The sequence below is a fragment of the Paraeggerthella sp. LCP19S3_G8 genome (assembly GCF_052119225.1).
Taxonomy (GTDB): domain Bacteria; phylum Actinomycetota; class Coriobacteriia; order Coriobacteriales; family Eggerthellaceae; genus Paraeggerthella; species Paraeggerthella hominis.
The window spans coordinates 233,259-248,624 of sequence record NZ_JBQKFQ010000004.1; the positions used below are offsets into that span (position 1 = coordinate 233,259).

Genomic DNA, 15,366 nt, shown 5'->3' on the forward strand with positions numbered 1-15,366 from the left:
GGCATACGCTCCTATATCATCGGCGATCCTCCTTCCTCCTCATTAACTCGACGGCGAGCATCCTCGCGATCCCTGCCAGCACCCACGCGCAGAACGCCGCCATGAGCGCGATGGACGCGACGAACAGCCACGCCGCCATCACATGCCCCATTCGTCCAGCTGCTCGTCGGTTGGATCCCAGTTGCTCTCGTTGGTATGCCACTCTTCCAGGCCGCAGTACGGGCAAGCGAACGACGGCTTCCGCATGCGAGCGTAGAGGCGCATGTTCCTGGTCAGCAGGAAATCGTGCCCGCACTGGGTCATGACAGCCCACTTGCCGTTCGCCAGCCAGCACATGCGCCATAGGCACGTCTCGCGTCCGCTCATTCGCCCGCCACCTTCGCGCCGCATCCGCCGCAGAACCTATACGGATCGTGAAGCTCGCTCCCGCATACGTCGCACGATATGCTCGTGCCTTTACAGATAGGTTTGCACGTGTGCTCGTAACGGGCGGTCCAGGCTTCGGATGCCTGACCTTGCAACCTCTTTTCGATCTGGCTCAACTCGCACATGATGAGGCTGGCCATGGCCATGAGACCGGGATAGTGACCGTTTCCTCCGATCGCTATGTCGAGGACGAATGAGACCAGCCAGAAAACCGTCACCGCTAACCAAAACCAACTCATTTCCAGCTCCTGTCGTTATGCTCCTGATGCGTCTCTATGGCGCGGATGGCCGTGTCCTTGCGTGAGCCGTCGTAGCCCAGGCAGCAACCTATCTCCTTGGCGTACTCCTTGAGCTGCTTCACGGTCATGGCGCATAGCTCTTCGCGGGTTTTCACGACGCATCGCCTCCTTCGCCTTCGTCGAATCCGTCAGCCGCATAAGCGCCGCCGAATCCCGGTTCATCGACCCACACACAATCGACGCCTCCTATAGGGCCGACTTTCGTGACGGTCATGACTTTGCCCAGATATTCGCGGTTATCCATGTACTTGCCGTTGAGCATCACCCTCGAGCCTACTTCGATCATTTCTCGTTTCCTCCCTCTAACTCGTCGAGCACGCCCTCGGCAAGCTCCCGCGCGTCGTCGCTCGCGTCGTCGCGGTCGAGCAGCACGTGGCACAGCGCGGCTATGCCCTCGGTGCGCTCGATAAGGCATGCGAGCAGCGATGGCACGCCCCATCCGGCGTATAGCTGGCTCATAATGCATCGCCACCGAGCTTGCGCCCGCACATGGGGCAGTAATTGACCGGGGCCGCGAAATAGTAGTTGTCGTCCGCGTCGACTTCCACGTGCAGCGCGCCGCCCCTGACGTAGGCCGACACGCCTGGCGACCAGTCCTCTCCCTGCTCCACGCTGATGATGTGCGCCGACACGGCGCTATTGCAATAAATACACACGGTTACTCGCCTCCTATATCTGACAACGGCTTCCCCTTCATCTGTCCGAGGTGGTGCTCAAGCCCTTCGAGCCTGGACCAGTACCTCGGCAGATGGTCGCGGATCGCCTTCAATTCCTTCATGTTCTTGTTTCGGCAGCACCAGCAGCTGACCCTGTCCAGCACGTCGTAGAGCCGAACACCGTCCTCGTCCCACTCGCAGCCTCGCTCGTAGCATGCCGCCAGGCAGTCGGACTCCGTCATGCCCCATTCGGCCAAGGGATGCAGCTTGTACGGCTTTACCTCTTTCGCCAGGCGGTCGGTCTCGTCGGCTGCTATCCCGACGTACACCTTCGCCCCGACGGCCTCGGCGTACCTGTCGAGCGTCCGGCACTTCTCCGTCGTCCCCCACCGGCACGGCCCGCCGCACCATCCGTAGCCGCGCTTGTGGACATCGCCGGTTTTACGGCTGCGGACGGGCCGCAGGAACATGGACTCCCAGAACGGCATCGCCGGTTTAAGCTCGACGTACCTGATGCCGTTTTCGCGGAGCAGCGGGAGGATCCGGTCGCGCTCGCGGTAGATCGCGTCGAACTCCATACCCGTGTCGTAAAACACCACTTCGTCGAGCGGCATGCCGCGCTCGATCAGCCCGTGCAGCATGGCCAGGCTGTCCTTGCCCCACGAGACAGACGCGATTGCGAAGCTCATAAGGCATCGACCACCATCACGTCGCGCTGGTGCCTGATTTCGATCTGATCCGCGACGTCGCGGATAAACTCGGCTGCGTCGTCCGCGAACGCTCGCAGCTTTTCGATCCCGCTCGTTTCTTCGGCCATCATCGGCCTCCTTTCGTCCTGACGTAATGCAGATGACCTGCGCGACGGCATTTCTCGCACCGGCACCCGTAATCCCTGTATCCGGTGTACGTGCCGTGCGACGGATGGCGGGGATCGGCGGCCATATCGGCGAGCACTCCCTTTCGGCGCTCGCGCTCCCTCGCGGCTCCCTTATTGCGGGCTTCGCGAGAAGCGGCGCGGCATCTCTCGCATCGGCATCCGTACTTGTAGCCTGTAACCGTCCCGTGCCTTCGGTCGTTAGGGTCGGCGATCATGTCCTCCAGGTGCTTCTCGGCGCCGCGCCGCTTCGGGAGCGGCGCGGCGGGCTGCTCGACCGCCTTCTGATCGCTTCGATGCCGAAACCCCCGCACCTGCCCGTAGTGCTCAGCCATCAGGCCCCCTCGCGGTAGAATCCCGTCACAGGACCGTAGAGCGTTTTCATGCATCCCTTTTTCCCGAACTCGTCGTGCTCGGAATCATCGGCATCGTGATCTTCACCTGCGCCGATGCCGTAGCCGATGCGGGCTGGGCGGGCGGCTTCGCTGCACGTCCGTTCCACCATGGCCCGCTCGGCCTCGCTCGCCGCACGCACGGCGTCCGACGAGGCCGCATCGCTCATCCCGGCGAGGGCCGCATCGCTCATCCCGGCGAGGGCCGCGCGCCCCTCCTCGGCTCGCGCCTCGTCGATCAGCTCGTCCAGGTACCGTCGGGCTTTGAGGAGATCATCCAGGCCGTCCTTGAGGTCGTAGCTCCACAGGCACTCGAGCACCGTGCAGCGCAGGTGAGCGGCGAAGCCCTCGCCGGCCATCGAGCGCATGGCGTCGATGCACTCGATCCCTCCCTGCGTGTAGTTGTCGGGGTGGTTCACGTTATCGGCCATTTCGAAGCCTCCTGTCCGGGCCGTCGAAGGCGACGACCGCGTTTCTCCTGTCGCCGAGGCGGCTCACTATCGCCTTGGCGGTCTCCGCGTTGCCGTCCGACGCCATACGCGCCGCGAGCTCGGCGGAGCGGTACTGCGTCGTGACGATCGTCGGCTTGCCCTGCCTGATCCGCGCGTCCAGCACGTCGAACAGCTTCGACAGCGCCCAGTCGGTCGGCCGCTCCTTGCCCAGGTCGTCGACGGCGAGCAGCCCGACGTTGCGGTACCGCCCCATCACGTCGGCCTCGCGCGCCGCCCCGTCGAACACGCTGCGGAAGTCCCGCAGCAGGTCGAGCGACGTCGCGAAGAGCACCGTGCGCTCGGCGGCGTTGGCGATCAGGACGGCGCAGGCGGCGTGCGTCTTGCCGCGCCCGACGTCTCCTCGGAGCAGCAGCACGTCTGACGGCGACGCCGACCAGTCGGCGATGCGCCGGTCGCACCCGTCGAGCGACGCCGAGCGGTAGCGCGAGGGAACGCCGGATCGGGCGAGCCGCTCCTCCACCTTCAGCCGTCGCTGCCCCTCCTTCCAGGCGGCTGCCGCCGCCTCCTGCTCCGGAGTGTTCCTCGGCGCCTCAAAACGCCCCAGCGTACTCGCCAAGCTCATCATGGCCGACCCCCTTCCCGGCAGCGTCGCGGCGGGCCCAGTTGCGCGCCGCGGCCCTCCAGTCCCGCATCTTCGACTTGCCGACCGTCCAGCCCTTCGACGCGTAGAAGTCGCAGAACCGCTCCGCATCGAGGCTCAGCCCGGCCTCCTCCGCGAAGGCTCGGACCTCGTCGGGGGTCGGGGCGCGAAACCTCGCGCGCGCACCTCCCTCTTTTTCTGGTCTGGTTTGGATTGGTTTATCTTGGCTTGGTTTATATAGGAGGGGTTCCGAGGTTTCAAAACCCCCGTTTTCGATGTTTGAAACGGGGGTTTCACCTTCGTTTAACCTCCGTTCTTTTTCGGCTTGCTTTTCATCTTCCGGCGCGTTTTCCGGCTCGTTTTCGGCTTCTCGAACGTCTCTGGTAGCTTCTTTCCTCTGCCGTCTCGGACGCCCTCCGGCGTTGCCCTCGCGCGCGCTCACGGAGTTGTCGACGTCCTCGCGGATCGACTCGAACAGCGCGTCGAGCGGGTATTCGAGAGAGGGTTCCGCGCCCTCGGTGCCGTAGCGCATTACGGCGAGCGCGAACATGCCGCGCTGCTCCTCGGACGGGATCCGCTCGACGACTCTCGTTATCTTCGGGAACCAAGTGAACTTGTTTGGCATCGTTTCTCCTAGAACGGTATGTCTTCGTCGTGAACCGCCTGGCAAGCGTCGACGACCGGCGCGGCGCTCGCAACCGCCTGCGAGCCGTCCTGCCGCTTCATAAGCTCGATATCGTCAACGACCACCTCGATCTTGCTGCGCTTCTGGCCGTCGCGCTCCCACTGGCTCCAACGGAGCTTGCCTTCGATCGCGACCTTCGTACCTTTCGACAGGTACCTGCTCAAGCTTTCGGCTCGGTTGCCGAGCATGGTGCAGTCGATGAAGTTCGGGTAATCCTCCCATTCGCCGGTCTGCTGGTTCTTGCGGCGGTCGTTGACCGCCACGCCGAAGCCGAGGACCGGCATGCCGCCCGCGGTCGACCTCAGCTCCGGTTCGCGGGTCAGGTGCCCGCTGATGATCGTTCTGTTTATGCTCATAAAGGTGCTTTTCCTCTCGTTGCCTCGGCCGCCCCTTCACTCGAAAGGGCGTATGGTGTAGACTGTCGGCCGTCGCTCGAAGCCCCCCTTCGACGACGGACCCGCGCGCCTCGTCCGCGCGGGTCCCTCTTCCGGGACCCTCCGATCGCTCCCATATGCCGCTTCTCCCGCTCCTACACCCCGACGCCGAACGCCAGCATGAGCGCGTAGGCGACGGCTGCGGCGGCGAACGGGACCGGCAGCATCTTGCAGCCGCGCTCCCATTCGCCGTGTGGTATCATTCGGTTGCCTTCATCGGCGGATGCGCGCCCCGACTTCCACATCCGGCGCGCTTCTTTTTTTCCTTCCATTCCCTATCTCCTCACGTGGTCCGGATACGGGTTCGGCTCGCGGAGTTCCGTCGACTGAGCAAGCTTCGCGCGCTCCAGGAACACCCGCTCGCCGTTGCGCGTGATGACGCGCACCTCCCGGCGCAGGTCGACGCTCCTGTCCATGTAGAAGAGCGCGCCGCGGAACGCGCCCGCCAGCCTCCGCACGCCCCTCTCGCCCGGCTCCACCGGAGCGCACGTCACCTCGGCCACGTCTCCGGGATTCGACTTCTCCAAGAACTCCCTGGCGGTCTCCTCGCAGAAGACCCGAAGAGGGCTCTTGTCTCCGTCTCGGTAGCCCGGCACCTCGGCCTTGTCGATCATGTGCAGCATGGCGATCCTCCTTACATTCGTACTGTATACATACGTTATGTATGTTTTTTCTAGGTGCATACTAACATACAATTCGTATGTAACCAATACCTGTTTTAGGAGTTCAATTGCTCGGAAAAAGGCTCCGCGAAATTCGAATGGCGCATGCTCTAACTCAGCAGCAAACGGCTGACCATCTCATGATTTCGCTGAACGCCTACCAGAAATACGAGCAGGGCACCAGGGCGCCGTCACCGGAAACGCTAGTAAAGCTCGCGGACTTCTTCGACACGTCTACCGATTGGATCCTTGGGAGAACGGAGGATCCGTCGTTCTCAAGAGACGTTGGTGAACGCTGAACATATCTTCCAGCGCATCCCATATCTCGAAGTCTCCCGTCCGGTCCCCCGCCTCGATCTTCTGATAGTAGTTAAGGCTTATCCCCAGCGAATCCGCTACGGCCTGCTGGGTCATGCCGGCGCGCCTGCGCGCCTCCTTCAACGCTTCCCGGCCGTTTCCCATGGCTGGCGCCTCCTTCCTTTCATGCATTGCTTTTTCCCGATGGATTGTAGAACCTCGCGCACGTTTCCCCAGACAGCGGGCACTTCGGCGCGTACGAGACGATGGGCGCGGAACACGCCCGCTCCACCATCGACTTGGAAAGGGCGCCGAAGCTCTCCGCCGCCCGCGCGTCGCGCCCCGGAAGCACGTGGCCGTAGATTCCCAGCGTCACGTCGATCTTCGAGTGCCCGAGCCGCTCCTGTACGACCTTTATCGCCTCGCCGTGCGACAGCAGGTAGGTCGCATGCGTGTGCCGGAGCGTGTGCAGGTGGACGTGCTTGGCGAGCTTGAGCGACTTCGCGAGGGCGCGGAACTCCGCCGTGAACTCCGACGGAAGTATCCACGTCCCGTCCGGATGCGAGAACAAGGGCGTCTCGTCCGTCTGCCGGCAGCCGCGCTCGGCCATGACGGCCTGCTGCAGCGCGATCTGCGAGCGGATCGCGCCGGCGGTCTCGTCGTCGACCGTCAAGACGCGCTTGCCGCGCTCGGACTTCGGCTCCTTGTACTCGGCGGGGGCCGACATGCCGGGGACCTGCGCGACCGAGCGGGAAACCCTCACGCCCGGATGCCACGACGCCTCGCCGCCTGGGGCCATGTCCATGCCGATCCGCTCCGACCAGTCGCCGACCTGGAAGCCGGCGAGCTCGCCGCGCCTGACCCCGGTGTGCAGGCACGTCCACCATGCCGCCGCGAACGTCCGCTCCATGTAGCCCGCGTCGTCCTCGACCGGTTTCGCAAGAACTTCGTGGAGGCGCGCCGCGAGAGCCGCGAAGTCGCGCTCGGAAAGCGGCTTGGCCTCAGGGCTTCCGCCGCGCGGCACCGCCACGCCGAGGACGGGGTTGGAGTCCACCACGCCGTCGCGCATGAGCGTGGAGAAGCAGCCCGACAGCATCGCGTGGAGCTTGCGAACGGTCACGGGCGACAGCGGCGATCCGTCCTTTCCGCCGCTGCGCAGAAGCGACCGATAGAGCGCCGAGAAGTCCGACGCCGAGGCCCGGTCGTACTCGATGCGGCCCACGCCGGGATGCACGTAGCAGCGCGCCATAGACCGGTAGGCCGCGACGGTCGACGCCGCATGCCCGTAGTCGACGAGGCCGTCCAGGTAGTAGTCCAGGAGCGCGCCCACCGTGTAGCCGGAGCCAGTCCTCTTCGCGCGGCCCGCCTTCAGCTCGACCTCCTCGACGGCCTGCGCGATCTCCTCGTCGGACGCCCCCGGCGGCAGCGTCCTCGACACCTGGCGCGGCTTTCCCGTCGCCGCGTCGACGCCGGCGTACGCCCGCACCACTATGCCGCCGGTCCTCGGATCAGTCCTGATGCTCGACAATCTCCTGTTCCTTCCTGTGCTTTCGCCACCTCGCCGCGTCCGCCATGCAGTCGGCCACCTCGCCGCGCATGAACCTGCCCGTCACGCCGAGCGACCCCATCGTGCGGCCCAGCTCGTCGGCGCGGTCGTAGTCCATCGCGTCCACGACGATCAGCCAGGGGCCGACGTCGGCCGACCTATCGACCATCGATGCCGCCTCGCTCGGCCGCGTCGCGCGCGGCCATCCAGCTGCGAGCCTTCGGCGGGCGGCCCACCACCCGGCGGTACAGCTCGTTCATAAGCTCGACGCCCTCGCGCCCGTCGAGGGGCTGCCTGTGCGCCGGATGTATGTACTTCGCGAGGTCGGGGCTGTGCATGATCGCCAAGCGCGACAGGCACGCCCAATGGTTGTGGTTGCCGAGCATCTTCGGCTGGTCGCGCATGACGGTCACCTTGCCGGTGACGCGAGCCTCCGCTTCGACGTGCCCGAGCCATGCCGCGAACGTCGTCATGCCCGGATCGGCCGGGTACGGCCTCTCGGCCCATGAGGCGGCCTTGAGCGCCCACGTGACCGTCCGATCCTCCCCTTCGCTCATGACCCCGCCCCGCATGCCAGCATGACGGCGTACGCCGCAAGCATCGCCAGGAACGGCACGGGCAGCAGCCTCATGCCCCGCTCCCATTCCTCGTGTGGTATGATTCGGTTGCCTTCATTGGCGGATGCGCGCCCTGACTTCCACATCCGGCGCGCTTCTTTTTTGCTATCCAATCTCGACCTCCATCCTCTTTACGAGCAGCTCGCCGTCGGCGAGCCATTTCTTCACGTCGCGAAGCAACTCGGAAACGTCCATCTTCTCCGTTGCCTCCCCGCCTTCGATGCCGAGGGCCTTGTCGCGGTCGATGCGCCAGCGGCCCGTGGCCTTGCAGGCCGGGATCCTCCCCGCTTCGCACATGCGCCTCACGTGGACGACGTTGAGCTGCATGCATTCGGCGTATTGCCGCGGAGTCATCCAGCGCGGCAAGTCGCAGTTCGTCATGACGGCCACCTCCCGTGATCGTGTCCAATGCTGTCGATAGCACCGGTGTTCCCCGCTTCTCCCTGTTGGGAGCGGGTATTGGGCGGTGCCCTAGGTTTTCAAGGTGCTTGGCGACGCTACCCCGCCAACCTCCCTTCCTGGACCGAAGCCATGCTACGGCAGGCTTGAAAACCGAATATCCGAAAGCGCGGCCAGCCTGATAGAATTGCCAATACAGACCAAGGGAGAGGACGATCATGCGAATAGACACGACGCTCTCAAGCGAGGAGGAGAGGGTTCTTCGCATCCTCGTGGAGATAAGGGAGGACGGCGGAGACGTCGCCGATTACGTTTTCGATCTTGCAGATCGCGACATCTCCGACAGAGACGCGAACTGCGAGCTGAGCACCATCAAAGACCTCGGGGAACTGGGATACGTACGATTCGCCGAGATTGGGAACAGCACCGAGATCGGGGACCTCACGAGCCTCGGTCGCTGCTATTTCGCGGACAAGGAGAAGCGGGAGGCCGAAGCTCGCGCCGAACTGCGACAAGAGAGGCGGTTCCGCATCTTCCTCGTCGTTCTCGCTGCGGCGATGTCGATCGTTTCCGGCGTTTTCTCGTCCGTTTTGACGAGCCATGTGTCAAGCTGGGAGCGGACGGGGAGTCAGTCGATCTCGTCCCAAGAGACCGACAGCCTGACTTTGGACCCGAGCTGAGGAGCGTCGTAGCGCGAGCATGGGAACTCGATCTCGTTTCCGTTGTCCGTCGTGCATTTGACGATGACCGACATTGCGCTTAGCCTCTCGATAACGGAGCGGGTCTTTTTCACGAAGATGGACGTCATGTCCACGCCGGTGACGAACGCAACGACCTCGTATCCGCGCTTTGCTTTACATTCCATACGCCACCTAACCTTCCGGCGGCCGCGCTTTCGGATATTCGGTTTTCAAGGTGCCTGATCGAACAATGCTTGGTGTCTGACTATTCCCTATCCTGCCTTGCGCTCGTCGCGCCCGGTTGCCTCGTCGAGCGAGATGCCTACGATATCGGCGAGCCTGGAAGCTTCCGATAGCGAAAATTCCCTTATGCCGCGTCGCTTCCAGCTGAACGTATTCGGAGCCATGCCCATCCGCTCTGCCAGCGCATCCTGCGTCATGCTTGCGCGCTTCAAGTACAGAGTCACGGCTTCGTCAAGTGCTTCGTAGTACAAAAGATCACCCTCCCTCTCTCACTGCATCACGTCGTTGACGCACACGTCCCAATCGCTGAACGCGTTGGCGATCCCGTATACCATCTCCATCGCTTTGATCTCTTCCTTCGTGGCCATCCCCCACGCGACGCGCTGGGCGAACACGTAGAAGGAAAACCAAACGGGCACAAAGCCTTCCGGTATTGCATCCGGGCCTATCTTGTGATGGTGTGGTTCTGGCATTCGATCACTCCCCTCGCATCCGTTGAAGGAAAAACGGCATAGCTACCACCACAACGAAGTCAACGAATTTATTTATGGTCAAAATTATTACTTCGTGAAACACGGTAAGTCAAAGTTTTGACTTTGTCAATAAGTTTATTGATATATATAGTAAAAATTGTTACTATCTTTGTGAGGTGATTCAGATGAATTTTGGACAAAGGCTTTTGGATATTCTCGAAGATCGAGATATGACACGTGCCGATTTATGTAGGCTTACCGGACTTAAGTCTTCTAATCTTGTTCCTTATATAAAAAACCCAGATGCGAGTCCCAAGCTATCAACCGCTGTAAAAATCGCTGACGCTCTCGACGTTTCCCTAGACTACCTTGCAGGGCGTACTGAGAAGAAGGCTATTCGATACGAAGATGCCGAAACCCAGCGTCTCGCAGACGGGTTCTCGCAACTGAACCGCGACGGTCGCTCAGCAATAAAAGAACAACTCGACTTCCAACTTGCGAAGAATGCAAAAAATGAAGGCATTCGCGATGATAAGATTTCCGGGGTAGCGTAAGAGAAGGCGGACAAAATGAGCCTGCTGGATGAATACATAGCAAAATGCGACGAAGCCACATCGGACGGTTTTCCTCAAAACGAGAGAAACGCTTTGGCTCGAGAAATAATCAGCGCATTTCACAACACGATCCCGAACATAAGACACTACCGTGGCGCGAGGATTACGGGAGACGGATCGTCGAACGATCACACCAAAGAGGACATCAAACAACTCAGGGGAAAGCTTCTTGCGCTACGCGACGAGCAGCAGCGAGAATTCGATGAGAAGTTTGGATGCTCGGTTGTTAGCGGCTATATCAAAAAATGCGAGCATCTGATCGAAGACAGCGATACGACCGACGAAGCAGCCAATGAGCTTGGATTCGAGATCTCTTCGATCTATTTTGAAAAGATCGACGGCTTCGACAACGGAATCGGAAGAGTTGACGGATACGGGTATGTGGTTGCTTACAAGAAGTCAGATTTGCCAAAGATTCGCGGCAAACTCATGGAATATCGAGACGAGATCGTGCGCTCGGCCAACGGCGGAACCCCTCCTGCGACAGTCACAGTGGCGCAAAGCAACCACCAGTCGGTTTCCGTCGCAGTCGATCTCAACGTCGCGATGTCACAAATGTGGGCTCTTCCAGACTCAGTAATGACGTCTGACGAGAAAATGGAGCTTGCCAAGCTGCTGAACGAGCTCGAGGAAAGCAAGGGAGAGGGGAAAGAGAAGGTCAAGAAGGCGGCTAAGGCAGTCGGAAACTGGCTGTTCGACAAAGCGATAGAAGCAGTTCCTACCGTCATGCCATTCGTTGCGCAATCTATACAAACCGCGACGGGAGCGTAGATGAAGGACTTCGTGAAGAGCCTCGGCGGTGCCGGATGGGCGGCGTTCGGCGGGCTTTCGGTCATCGTGACGGTGGTCGCTGCTATCGGCCTTCCTTATTTTGTCGACACCTCCAACCCCCTGGTGCTGCTCATGGCGGGAACCGTCCTCTTCATCGTCGCGTTCGCGAACGGGTGGAAGCAGCGAGGTTTCCGCAACGAGCGCGACATCCGCCTTGCCGATGATCTGGAGAAGGAGAGGGCGTCCGACAAGGAAAAGAGCGAGGTCGCTCTCGCTCGCATTAAGGCCGATAATGAGCTGAAGCTGGAGCGAATGCGCCAGAAGCACGAGGAGTGGAAGGAATTCGAGCGAAAAGCCGACGAAGCCCTTGCGAAGCAACGTGAGAGCGAAGAGGCGGCGAGGGCGAAGCACGATTCCTACCTGCACCTCACAGAGCAACAGAAAGCCATGCTTCACTATGCCTTTGAAATCCGGGAAGTGTTCCCGACACCCGATTATATTCCGGTGCTCTATATGCCCCAGGAGACTCTGCTCGTCTTGAACGGGAAGAAGATGGTTTACCGGGTAACCAAAGCCCGCAACTCTCTGCAAAAAGATACTTGGTCGATAACTACGAACGCGCGGACGTACCTCCTCCGGAACGAGGACGTGCTCGCAGACCTGGCGAAAGCATGGGAAGGGATATTCGAAGAAGACGAGGGTATCGAATAGAGCAACAAAGCCCCGCGCATCGAAGGGCTGCCACCCTAGCGCGAGGCTTATGCAGTACCAACCGAATAAACGGAAGGCAGGTGCATTGTACCATGCGAAAGGTCAAAGGATCAGGATCGATCGTCCAGCTCGACAAGGACAAGCCGCGCTCGAAATGCAGGAGATGGCAGCTCCGCGTCAGCGCCGGGCGCGACCTCTCGACTGGCAAGTACAGGACGTTCCTCCGCTCGTTCGCAGGAACCTTCACGCAGGCCCAGCAAGCTCTGCGAGACTTCATATCCGAGATCGAGTCGGACGAAGCGAAAAGGCCGTCGGGGGCAACCGTCGAGCAGTACGCCGCTTCCTGGATCGCGTTCAGGCGCGCAGACGACGGGTTCTCGGACGGGACCGTCGACAAGAACGAGGCCCACCTCAAGTGCGTCGTCATGCACATCGGCAAGGCGAGGCTCCATGAGCTTGCGCCGAAGGTCGTCGAGCGAATATATTCAAAGCTCATGGACGGAGAAAGCCCTTCCGGGCGCAGCCTGTCCGGATCCTACGTCCTGGGCGTCCACTCCACGCTGCGCAGCATGCTCGACGACGCCGTTTCGGACGGCCTGCTCTCCGGAAACCCCTGCGACGGGGCAAGGCTCCCCAAGCCGAGCACGCCGGAGAAGAGGCGGCTTCCCCTCGACCGCATGAAGGGTCTCTCCGCAGCTCTCGACGCCGGGAGCGCGCCTGCCGCAGCCGTGCTGCTGTGCGTCCAGACCGGCTTGCGCAGAGGCGAGGCGTGCGCCCTTTCGTGGGGCGACGTCGATCTCGACGGGCGCGTTCTCTACGTGCGCCACAGCTACGACGAGCACCGCAACCTCAAGGCACCTAAGACGGCAAAGGGCGAGCGCAAGCTCCCTCTCTCGGACGGGGCCGTGAACACGCTCAGAACCCGCCGTGCAGCCCAGGAGAGGGCATTCGCCGAGGCTCGGCGCTCCCTGGGAAGCGGACCATGCGGCCTCCCGTCGATCGCGCCTGAAACGCCCGTCGTGTCGAACGACCTCGGCGAGCGGATCCTGCCCCACTCGATCACCAGATGGTGGGAGCGCAACCGGTCCGATTACGGCCTCGAAGGCTGGACCCTCCACGAGATGAGACATTCGTACATCAGCGAGCTGGCACGCCGAAAAGTCGATCCCAAAGTACTCCAAGAACTAGCCGGGCACGCGAAATACTCCACGACGATGGACATTTACGTGCACGTCGAGATGGAGGATAAGCGCGACGCCGTATCGGGCGTCGATTGGTGACGCTGGAATTATTTGTACATGATTTGTACATTGGGTCTGGAAAAGAAAAAGGTCAGAAGCTTTATAAGCTTCTGACCTGATGTTTCATGGTGGGCGATACAAGATTTGAACTTGTGACCCCTACCGTGTCAAGGTAGTGCTCTCCCCCTGAGCTAATCGCCCATGAAAACTCGGCGTTGGAATCTCTTCCATGCCAGCGAGCAAATAGTCTACCAGAACTCGCCGACATGTCAAAGAACTTTTTCAAAAAAGTTTCGAACTTTTTTCGCACCTGGCTTCGCACTCGATCGAACATTCGAATTGGGCCGCACGTTCAGCCTGTTCAGTCTAGTAATTTGTCAATGTCGGTCAGCATTCTGACACGTTCGTAACCGCTTTCGCTCTCGGTATCGTGCCGGTCGATGATGATCGGGCGAATACCGGCCGCGCACGCACCGTCGCCGTCCGCATCGGGACGATCGCCCACGTGCACCACCGCGTCCGCGCACACGCCCAGCTGCTCGCACGCAAGATCGAATATGACCGGATCGGGCTTGCGATACCCCACCACCGCCGAAGACACCACGGCATCGAAGTACGGAAGCAGCCTCAGATCCCGCAGAAGCCCCTCCAAGCCCGCATCCCAGTTCGATACCACCGCCAGCGCCAGCCCCCGCTTCTTGAGCGCCCTCAAGCAGTCCATGACGTCGGGATACAGCGCCCAATGATCCCCCTTGCGATACGCTTCGTGCACCGACTGCGCCATGCCCTCGGAATCATGGGAAATGCCCGTCAAGTGGCACACGTAACGATACTGGTCCATCCAGATGGCAACCGAGCCCTCATGGGAGCACCAGAAATCGCCGTCGCGCAGGTATTCGGCCTCGTAGTAGGCATCCATTGCCGGCATGTGAGGCTCTACGTCCCGCACGGTCAAAGCGTGGCCGCGCTCCTGAGCCACCCGCGCAAACGCCTCCGCAACCGAAGGGCTCGGGTACAAAAGCGTGCTTCCCACGTCGAAGAACACGGCCCTCACGGCCGAGAATCCCCCGCTCATTCGCTATGCCCGTCGTCGGGCTCCACATGCACGAGCACGTCCACCACGTTATCGAACCGTCGGCGCACAGCCCGCTCCACCTCGTCGGCTAGGTCGTGCGCGGCCGCAACGGTCATCTCGGGCGCAACAAGCACGTGCAGGTCCACGTAGATCTCTCCCTCCGTGCCGCGCGTGCGCACGCGGTGGGCGTCCTGCACCCCGGAAACCGCCAAAGCGGCCTTGCGCACGTCCTCTTCCGGAATGCGCGCATGGTCCGACAAGGTTGCCAGCGCATGTTTGAACACGTCGTACGCGGTTGCCAGGATGGCCACGGTCACGATGAGCGCCATGATGGGATCGGCCATGGGAAAGCCCAGGGAAACCAGGGCCAACCCGATGATGACCCCGATGGAAACCAGCGCGTCGGACAAGGTGTGGCTCGCATCGGCGGCCAGGATCTCGCTTTTCAGCAGCTTTCCCTGCTTGCGCTCGTACACGGTCACGCCCAGGTTCACGGCCAACGTGCCGATCATGACCGCGAAAGACAGCGGGCCCACCTCGGCGGTGTACGTTTGCGTGGCCAGCTTCCCCACCGCAGAGCTTCCTACCTCGAACGCCGCGAGCAAGAGCAGAACGCCGATCACCAAGCTGGCGTACGTTTCGAACTTGGCATGACCGTAGGGATGCCCCTCGTCGGCCGGGCGCGCGGCAAGGGCGATGCCCACCAGGCCCACCACGTTGCCCGCCGAGTCGAATACCGAATGGATGCCGTCAGCCTGCATGGAGGCCGACCCGCTGTACGTTCCGTACAGATACTTCGCCGCGGCTACGGCAAGGTTCAAGAACAGGATGCCCCACAGAACGCGCCTGATGGAGCTCATGCGATCGGACACGGGGCTTTTCGTCGTCAATGATCGGGCCATGGTTCGTCCCCTTTCAAAGGATGCGCGCAAATGCAAAAAAGGAGAGCCACTCGGACTCTCCTTCTAGCTTTACTGGTGTCGGAGGCGGGATTTGAACCCGCACACCCTATACGGGCACTAGCACCTCAAGCTAGCGTGTCTGCCGTTCCACCACTCCGACTTGTTGCGAAAAGCAACGGTGGTTATTCTACCCGAACCTCTTCGCGTTGTGAAGGGGAAATTTTGACGAATTTTCACCCCTTGCCGCAACGGCCGAAAAAGAAGGCGGATCCCCCGA

33 protein-coding genes and 2 tRNA genes are annotated in these 15,366 nt (G+C 61.4%); 6 read left to right on the forward strand and 29 right to left on the reverse strand.

The window, feature by feature from the left end; all coding sequences use genetic code 11:
- Positions 1-16: 16 nt before the first annotated feature.
- The 16 genes from ACTQZK_RS06410 to ACTQZK_RS06485 form a co-directional block, all read right to left on the reverse strand.
- Positions 17-139 (reverse strand): hypothetical protein, encoded by a 123-nt coding sequence (locus ACTQZK_RS06410; RefSeq protein WP_255616279.1) that lies wholly within the window; start codon positions 137-139, stop codon positions 17-19.
- Positions 139-366: a hypothetical protein gene (locus tag ACTQZK_RS06415; protein ID WP_441898941.1), complete on the reverse strand. Its 228-nt coding sequence runs from the start codon at positions 364-366 to the stop codon at positions 139-141. Before ACTQZK_RS06415 ends, ACTQZK_RS06410 begins: the two co-directional genes overlap by 1 nt.
- The gene (locus ACTQZK_RS06420; RefSeq protein ID WP_441898943.1) at positions 363-665 is read right to left on the reverse strand and encodes a hypothetical protein; all 303 of its coding nucleotides are present in this window, start codon (positions 663-665) and stop codon (positions 363-365) included. The genes ACTQZK_RS06415 and ACTQZK_RS06420 overlap by 4 nt, the downstream gene beginning before the upstream one ends.
- The gene (locus tag ACTQZK_RS06425) at positions 662-820 is read right to left on the reverse strand and encodes a hypothetical protein (protein WP_441898945.1); all 159 of its coding nucleotides are present in this window, start codon (positions 818-820) and stop codon (positions 662-664) included. The genes ACTQZK_RS06420 and ACTQZK_RS06425 overlap by 4 nt, the downstream gene beginning before the upstream one ends.
- Complete coding sequence (locus ACTQZK_RS06430) at positions 817-1,011, reverse strand: hypothetical protein (protein ID WP_441898947.1); 195 nt, start codon at positions 1,009-1,011, stop codon at positions 817-819. The genes ACTQZK_RS06425 and ACTQZK_RS06430 overlap by 4 nt, the downstream gene beginning before the upstream one ends.
- Complete coding sequence (locus tag ACTQZK_RS06435) at positions 1,008-1,184, reverse strand: hypothetical protein (protein ID WP_441898949.1); 177 nt, start codon at positions 1,182-1,184, stop codon at positions 1,008-1,010. Before ACTQZK_RS06435 ends, ACTQZK_RS06430 begins: the two co-directional genes overlap by 4 nt.
- On the reverse strand, positions 1,181-1,381 hold the full coding sequence (locus ACTQZK_RS06440) for a hypothetical protein (protein WP_441898952.1): 201 nt from the start codon (positions 1,379-1,381) through the stop codon (positions 1,181-1,183). The genes ACTQZK_RS06435 and ACTQZK_RS06440 overlap by 4 nt, the downstream gene beginning before the upstream one ends.
- Before the next feature lie 2 nt (positions 1,382-1,383).
- On the reverse strand, positions 1,384-2,070 hold the full coding sequence (locus tag ACTQZK_RS06445) for a phosphoadenosine phosphosulfate reductase domain-containing protein (RefSeq protein ID WP_441898954.1): 687 nt from the start codon (positions 2,068-2,070) through the stop codon (positions 1,384-1,386).
- A complete protein-coding gene (locus ACTQZK_RS06450) occupies positions 2,067-2,201 on the reverse strand; it encodes a hypothetical protein (RefSeq protein WP_441898956.1) in 135 nt (44 codons plus the stop codon). The genes ACTQZK_RS06445 and ACTQZK_RS06450 overlap by 4 nt, the downstream gene beginning before the upstream one ends.
- The gene (locus ACTQZK_RS06455; RefSeq protein ID WP_441898958.1) at positions 2,198-2,590 is read right to left on the reverse strand and encodes a hypothetical protein; all 393 of its coding nucleotides are present in this window, start codon (positions 2,588-2,590) and stop codon (positions 2,198-2,200) included. The genes ACTQZK_RS06450 and ACTQZK_RS06455 overlap by 4 nt, the downstream gene beginning before the upstream one ends.
- Entirely contained in the window at positions 2,590-3,078 is a 489-nt protein-coding gene (locus ACTQZK_RS06460) for a DUF3310 domain-containing protein (protein WP_441898959.1), read from the reverse strand. The genes ACTQZK_RS06455 and ACTQZK_RS06460 overlap by 1 nt, the downstream gene beginning before the upstream one ends.
- Positions 3,068-3,724: an ATP-binding protein gene (locus ACTQZK_RS06465; protein ID WP_441898960.1), complete on the reverse strand. Its 657-nt coding sequence runs from the start codon at positions 3,722-3,724 to the stop codon at positions 3,068-3,070. Before ACTQZK_RS06465 ends, ACTQZK_RS06460 begins: the two co-directional genes overlap by 11 nt.
- Entirely contained in the window at positions 3,690-4,364 is a 675-nt protein-coding gene (locus ACTQZK_RS06470; protein WP_114565919.1) for a hypothetical protein, read from the reverse strand. The genes ACTQZK_RS06465 and ACTQZK_RS06470 overlap by 35 nt, the downstream gene beginning before the upstream one ends.
- Positions 4,365-4,372: 8 nt before the next feature.
- Entirely contained in the window at positions 4,373-4,780 is a 408-nt protein-coding gene (locus tag ACTQZK_RS06475) for a single-stranded DNA-binding protein (protein WP_441898962.1), read from the reverse strand.
- A gap of 173 nt (positions 4,781-4,953) precedes the next feature.
- Positions 4,954-5,130, reverse strand: coding sequence for a hypothetical protein (locus ACTQZK_RS06480; RefSeq protein ID WP_441898964.1), 177 nt, complete (start codon positions 5,128-5,130; stop codon positions 4,954-4,956).
- 3 nt (positions 5,131-5,133) lie between these two features.
- Complete coding sequence (locus tag ACTQZK_RS06485) at positions 5,134-5,481, reverse strand: hypothetical protein (RefSeq protein ID WP_441898966.1); 348 nt, start codon at positions 5,479-5,481, stop codon at positions 5,134-5,136.
- Positions 5,482-5,618: 137 nt separating this feature from the next.
- On the opposite strand from ACTQZK_RS06485, the gene ACTQZK_RS06490 reads away from it, so the two are divergent.
- Entirely contained in the window at positions 5,619-5,819 is a 201-nt protein-coding gene (locus ACTQZK_RS06490) for a helix-turn-helix domain-containing protein (protein ID WP_114565959.1), read from the forward strand.
- On the opposite strand, the gene ACTQZK_RS06495 is transcribed toward ACTQZK_RS06490, so the two are convergent.
- Genes ACTQZK_RS06495 through ACTQZK_RS06520 form a run of 6 tightly spaced genes read right to left on the reverse strand, consistent with a single transcriptional unit; the run spans position 5,755 to position 8,361 of the window.
- Positions 5,755-5,982 (reverse strand): helix-turn-helix domain-containing protein, encoded by a 228-nt coding sequence (locus tag ACTQZK_RS06495; protein WP_216528662.1) that lies wholly within the window; start codon positions 5,980-5,982, stop codon positions 5,755-5,757. The genes ACTQZK_RS06490 and ACTQZK_RS06495 overlap by 65 nt on opposite strands.
- 19 nt (positions 5,983-6,001) lie before the next feature.
- Positions 6,002-7,345 carry a tyrosine-type recombinase/integrase gene (locus ACTQZK_RS06500; RefSeq protein ID WP_441898968.1) on the reverse strand — a complete coding sequence of 448 codons (1,344 nt, stop codon included), beginning with the start codon at positions 7,343-7,345 and terminating at the stop codon, positions 6,002-6,004.
- Entirely contained in the window at positions 7,326-7,532 is a 207-nt protein-coding gene (locus ACTQZK_RS06505) for a hypothetical protein (RefSeq protein ID WP_114565924.1), read from the reverse strand. The genes ACTQZK_RS06500 and ACTQZK_RS06505 overlap by 20 nt, the downstream gene beginning before the upstream one ends.
- The gene (locus tag ACTQZK_RS06510) at positions 7,522-7,920 is read right to left on the reverse strand and encodes a hypothetical protein (protein ID WP_441898970.1); all 399 of its coding nucleotides are present in this window, start codon (positions 7,918-7,920) and stop codon (positions 7,522-7,524) included. Before ACTQZK_RS06510 ends, ACTQZK_RS06505 begins: the two co-directional genes overlap by 11 nt.
- Entirely contained in the window at positions 7,917-8,066 is a 150-nt protein-coding gene (locus ACTQZK_RS06515; protein WP_441898972.1) for a hypothetical protein, read from the reverse strand. The genes ACTQZK_RS06510 and ACTQZK_RS06515 overlap by 4 nt, the downstream gene beginning before the upstream one ends.
- A 19-nt stretch (positions 8,067-8,085) precedes the next feature.
- Positions 8,086-8,361: a helix-turn-helix domain-containing protein gene (locus tag ACTQZK_RS06520; RefSeq protein WP_441898974.1), complete on the reverse strand. Its 276-nt coding sequence runs from the start codon at positions 8,359-8,361 to the stop codon at positions 8,086-8,088.
- A 236-nt stretch (positions 8,362-8,597) separates the two neighbouring features.
- On the opposite strand from ACTQZK_RS06520, the gene ACTQZK_RS06525 reads away from it, so the two are divergent.
- The gene (locus ACTQZK_RS06525; RefSeq protein ID WP_441898976.1) at positions 8,598-9,059 is read left to right on the forward strand and encodes a hypothetical protein; all 462 of its coding nucleotides are present in this window, start codon (positions 8,598-8,600) and stop codon (positions 9,057-9,059) included.
- Here the strand turns inward: ACTQZK_RS06525 and ACTQZK_RS06530 are convergent.
- The 3 genes from ACTQZK_RS06530 to ACTQZK_RS06540 all read right to left on the reverse strand — a co-directional run bounded on the left by ACTQZK_RS06530 (position 9,008) and on the right by ACTQZK_RS06540 (position 9,775).
- The gene (locus ACTQZK_RS06530; protein WP_441898978.1) at positions 9,008-9,244 is read right to left on the reverse strand and encodes a hypothetical protein; all 237 of its coding nucleotides are present in this window, start codon (positions 9,242-9,244) and stop codon (positions 9,008-9,010) included. The two genes, ACTQZK_RS06525 and ACTQZK_RS06530, sit on opposite strands and share 52 nt — an antisense overlap.
- A gap of 87 nt (positions 9,245-9,331) precedes the next feature.
- Positions 9,332-9,553 (reverse strand): helix-turn-helix domain-containing protein, encoded by a 222-nt coding sequence (locus ACTQZK_RS06535; protein WP_441898979.1) that lies wholly within the window; start codon positions 9,551-9,553, stop codon positions 9,332-9,334.
- An 18-nt stretch (positions 9,554-9,571) separates the two neighbouring features.
- A complete protein-coding gene (locus tag ACTQZK_RS06540; RefSeq protein WP_441898981.1) occupies positions 9,572-9,775 on the reverse strand; it encodes a hypothetical protein in 204 nt (67 codons plus the stop codon).
- Positions 9,776-9,960: 185 nt separating this feature from the next.
- On the opposite strand from ACTQZK_RS06540, the gene ACTQZK_RS06545 reads away from it, so the two are divergent.
- The 4 genes from ACTQZK_RS06545 (at position 9,961) to ACTQZK_RS06560 (ending at position 13,151) form a co-directional block, all read left to right on the forward strand.
- The gene (locus ACTQZK_RS06545; RefSeq protein WP_441898983.1) at positions 9,961-10,329 is read left to right on the forward strand and encodes a helix-turn-helix domain-containing protein; all 369 of its coding nucleotides are present in this window, start codon (positions 9,961-9,963) and stop codon (positions 10,327-10,329) included.
- 15 nt (positions 10,330-10,344) lie between these two features.
- A complete protein-coding gene (locus ACTQZK_RS06550) occupies positions 10,345-11,160 on the forward strand; it encodes a hypothetical protein (protein ID WP_441898985.1) in 816 nt (271 codons plus the stop codon).
- Positions 11,161-11,871, forward strand: a complete 711-nt coding sequence (locus tag ACTQZK_RS06555) for a hypothetical protein (protein WP_441898987.1) — start codon at positions 11,161-11,163, stop codon at positions 11,869-11,871. It abuts the gene before it with no gap.
- Positions 11,872-11,963: 92 nt separating this feature from the next.
- On the forward strand, positions 11,964-13,151 hold the full coding sequence (locus ACTQZK_RS06560; protein WP_441898989.1) for a tyrosine-type recombinase/integrase: 1,188 nt from the start codon (positions 11,964-11,966) through the stop codon (positions 13,149-13,151).
- An 87-nt stretch (positions 13,152-13,238) separates the two neighbouring features.
- On the opposite strand, the gene ACTQZK_RS06565 is transcribed toward ACTQZK_RS06560, so the two are convergent.
- From ACTQZK_RS06565 to ACTQZK_RS06580, 4 genes are all read right to left on the reverse strand, one after another.
- Positions 13,239-13,313, reverse strand: a tRNA-Val gene (locus ACTQZK_RS06565).
- Positions 13,314-13,473: 160 nt separating this feature from the next.
- Positions 13,474-14,187 (reverse strand): HAD family hydrolase, encoded by a 714-nt coding sequence (locus tag ACTQZK_RS06570; RefSeq protein ID WP_216529508.1) that lies wholly within the window; start codon positions 14,185-14,187, stop codon positions 13,474-13,476.
- A complete protein-coding gene (locus tag ACTQZK_RS06575; protein ID WP_441898991.1) occupies positions 14,184-15,089 on the reverse strand; it encodes a cation diffusion facilitator family transporter in 906 nt (301 codons plus the stop codon). The genes ACTQZK_RS06570 and ACTQZK_RS06575 overlap by 4 nt, the downstream gene beginning before the upstream one ends.
- 73 nt (positions 15,090-15,162) lie before the next feature.
- Positions 15,163-15,249, reverse strand: a tRNA-Leu gene (locus ACTQZK_RS06580).
- Positions 15,250-15,366 lie beyond the last annotated feature (117 nt).

What these genes read in the sequence shown, in the direction of transcription:
- ACTQZK_RS06410 (WP_255616279.1), bottom strand. Translation starts at nt 139, where the DNA reads ATGGCGGCGTGGCTGTTCGTCGCGTCCATCGCGCTCATGGCGGCGTTC.
- ACTQZK_RS06415 (WP_441898941.1), bottom strand. Translation starts at nt 366, where the DNA reads ATGAGCGGACGCGAGACGTGCCTATGGCGCATGTGCTGGCTGGCGAAC.
- ACTQZK_RS06420 (WP_441898943.1), bottom strand. Translation starts at nt 665, where the DNA reads ATGAGTTGGTTTTGGTTAGCGGTGACGGTTTTCTGGCTGGTCTCATTC.
- ACTQZK_RS06430 (WP_441898947.1), bottom strand. Translation starts at nt 1,011, where the DNA reads ATGATCGAAGTAGGCTCGAGGGTGATGCTCAACGGCAAGTACATGGAT.
- ACTQZK_RS06435 (WP_441898949.1), bottom strand. Translation starts at nt 1,184, where the DNA reads ATGAGCCAGCTATACGCCGGATGGGGCGTGCCATCGCTGCTCGCATGC.
- ACTQZK_RS06445 (WP_441898954.1), bottom strand. Translation starts at nt 2,070, where the DNA reads ATGAGCTTCGCAATCGCGTCTGTCTCGTGGGGCAAGGACAGCCTGGCC.
- ACTQZK_RS06450 (WP_441898956.1), bottom strand. Translation starts at nt 2,201, where the DNA reads ATGATGGCCGAAGAAACGAGCGGGATCGAAAAGCTGCGAGCGTTCGCG.
- ACTQZK_RS06455 (WP_441898958.1), bottom strand. Translation starts at nt 2,590, where the DNA reads ATGGCTGAGCACTACGGGCAGGTGCGGGGGTTTCGGCATCGAAGCGAT.
- ACTQZK_RS06460 (WP_441898959.1), bottom strand. Translation starts at nt 3,078, where the DNA reads ATGGCCGATAACGTGAACCACCCCGACAACTACACGCAGGGAGGGATC.
- ACTQZK_RS06465 (WP_441898960.1), bottom strand. Translation starts at nt 3,724, where the DNA reads ATGATGAGCTTGGCGAGTACGCTGGGGCGTTTTGAGGCGCCGAGGAAC.
- ACTQZK_RS06470 (WP_114565919.1), bottom strand. Translation starts at nt 4,364, where the DNA reads ATGCCAAACAAGTTCACTTGGTTCCCGAAGATAACGAGAGTCGTCGAG.
- ACTQZK_RS06475 (WP_441898962.1), bottom strand. Translation starts at nt 4,780, where the DNA reads ATGAGCATAAACAGAACGATCATCAGCGGGCACCTGACCCGCGAACCG.
- ACTQZK_RS06480 (WP_441898964.1), bottom strand. Translation starts at nt 5,130, where the DNA reads ATGGAAGGAAAAAAAGAAGCGCGCCGGATGTGGAAGTCGGGGCGCGCA.
- ACTQZK_RS06485 (WP_441898966.1), bottom strand. Translation starts at nt 5,481, where the DNA reads ATGCTGCACATGATCGACAAGGCCGAGGTGCCGGGCTACCGAGACGGA.
- ACTQZK_RS06490 (WP_114565959.1), top strand. Translation starts at nt 5,619, where the DNA reads ATGGCGCATGCTCTAACTCAGCAGCAAACGGCTGACCATCTCATGATT.
- ACTQZK_RS06495 (WP_216528662.1), bottom strand. Translation starts at nt 5,982, where the DNA reads ATGGGAAACGGCCGGGAAGCGTTGAAGGAGGCGCGCAGGCGCGCCGGC.
- ACTQZK_RS06505 (WP_114565924.1), bottom strand. Translation starts at nt 7,532, where the DNA reads ATGGTCGATAGGTCGGCCGACGTCGGCCCCTGGCTGATCGTCGTGGAC.
- ACTQZK_RS06510 (WP_441898970.1), bottom strand. Translation starts at nt 7,920, where the DNA reads ATGAGCGAAGGGGAGGATCGGACGGTCACGTGGGCGCTCAAGGCCGCC.
- ACTQZK_RS06515 (WP_441898972.1), bottom strand. Translation starts at nt 8,066, where the DNA reads ATGTGGAAGTCAGGGCGCGCATCCGCCAATGAAGGCAACCGAATCATA.
- ACTQZK_RS06520 (WP_441898974.1), bottom strand. Translation starts at nt 8,361, where the DNA reads ATGACGAACTGCGACTTGCCGCGCTGGATGACTCCGCGGCAATACGCC.
- ACTQZK_RS06525 (WP_441898976.1), top strand. Translation starts at nt 8,598, where the DNA reads ATGCGAATAGACACGACGCTCTCAAGCGAGGAGGAGAGGGTTCTTCGC.
- ACTQZK_RS06530 (WP_441898978.1), bottom strand. Translation starts at nt 9,244, where the DNA reads ATGGAATGTAAAGCAAAGCGCGGATACGAGGTCGTTGCGTTCGTCACC.
- ACTQZK_RS06540 (WP_441898981.1), bottom strand. Translation starts at nt 9,775, where the DNA reads ATGCCAGAACCACACCATCACAAGATAGGCCCGGATGCAATACCGGAA.
- ACTQZK_RS06545 (WP_441898983.1), top strand. Translation starts at nt 9,961, where the DNA reads ATGAATTTTGGACAAAGGCTTTTGGATATTCTCGAAGATCGAGATATG.
- ACTQZK_RS06550 (WP_441898985.1), top strand. Translation starts at nt 10,345, where the DNA reads ATGAGCCTGCTGGATGAATACATAGCAAAATGCGACGAAGCCACATCG.
- ACTQZK_RS06555 (WP_441898987.1), top strand. Translation starts at nt 11,161, where the DNA reads ATGAAGGACTTCGTGAAGAGCCTCGGCGGTGCCGGATGGGCGGCGTTC.
- ACTQZK_RS06560 (WP_441898989.1), top strand. Translation starts at nt 11,964, where the DNA reads ATGCGAAAGGTCAAAGGATCAGGATCGATCGTCCAGCTCGACAAGGAC.
- ACTQZK_RS06570 (WP_216529508.1), bottom strand. Translation starts at nt 14,187, where the DNA reads ATGAGCGGGGGATTCTCGGCCGTGAGGGCCGTGTTCTTCGACGTGGGA.
- ACTQZK_RS06575 (WP_441898991.1), bottom strand. Translation starts at nt 15,089, where the DNA reads ATGGCCCGATCATTGACGACGAAAAGCCCCGTGTCCGATCGCATGAGC.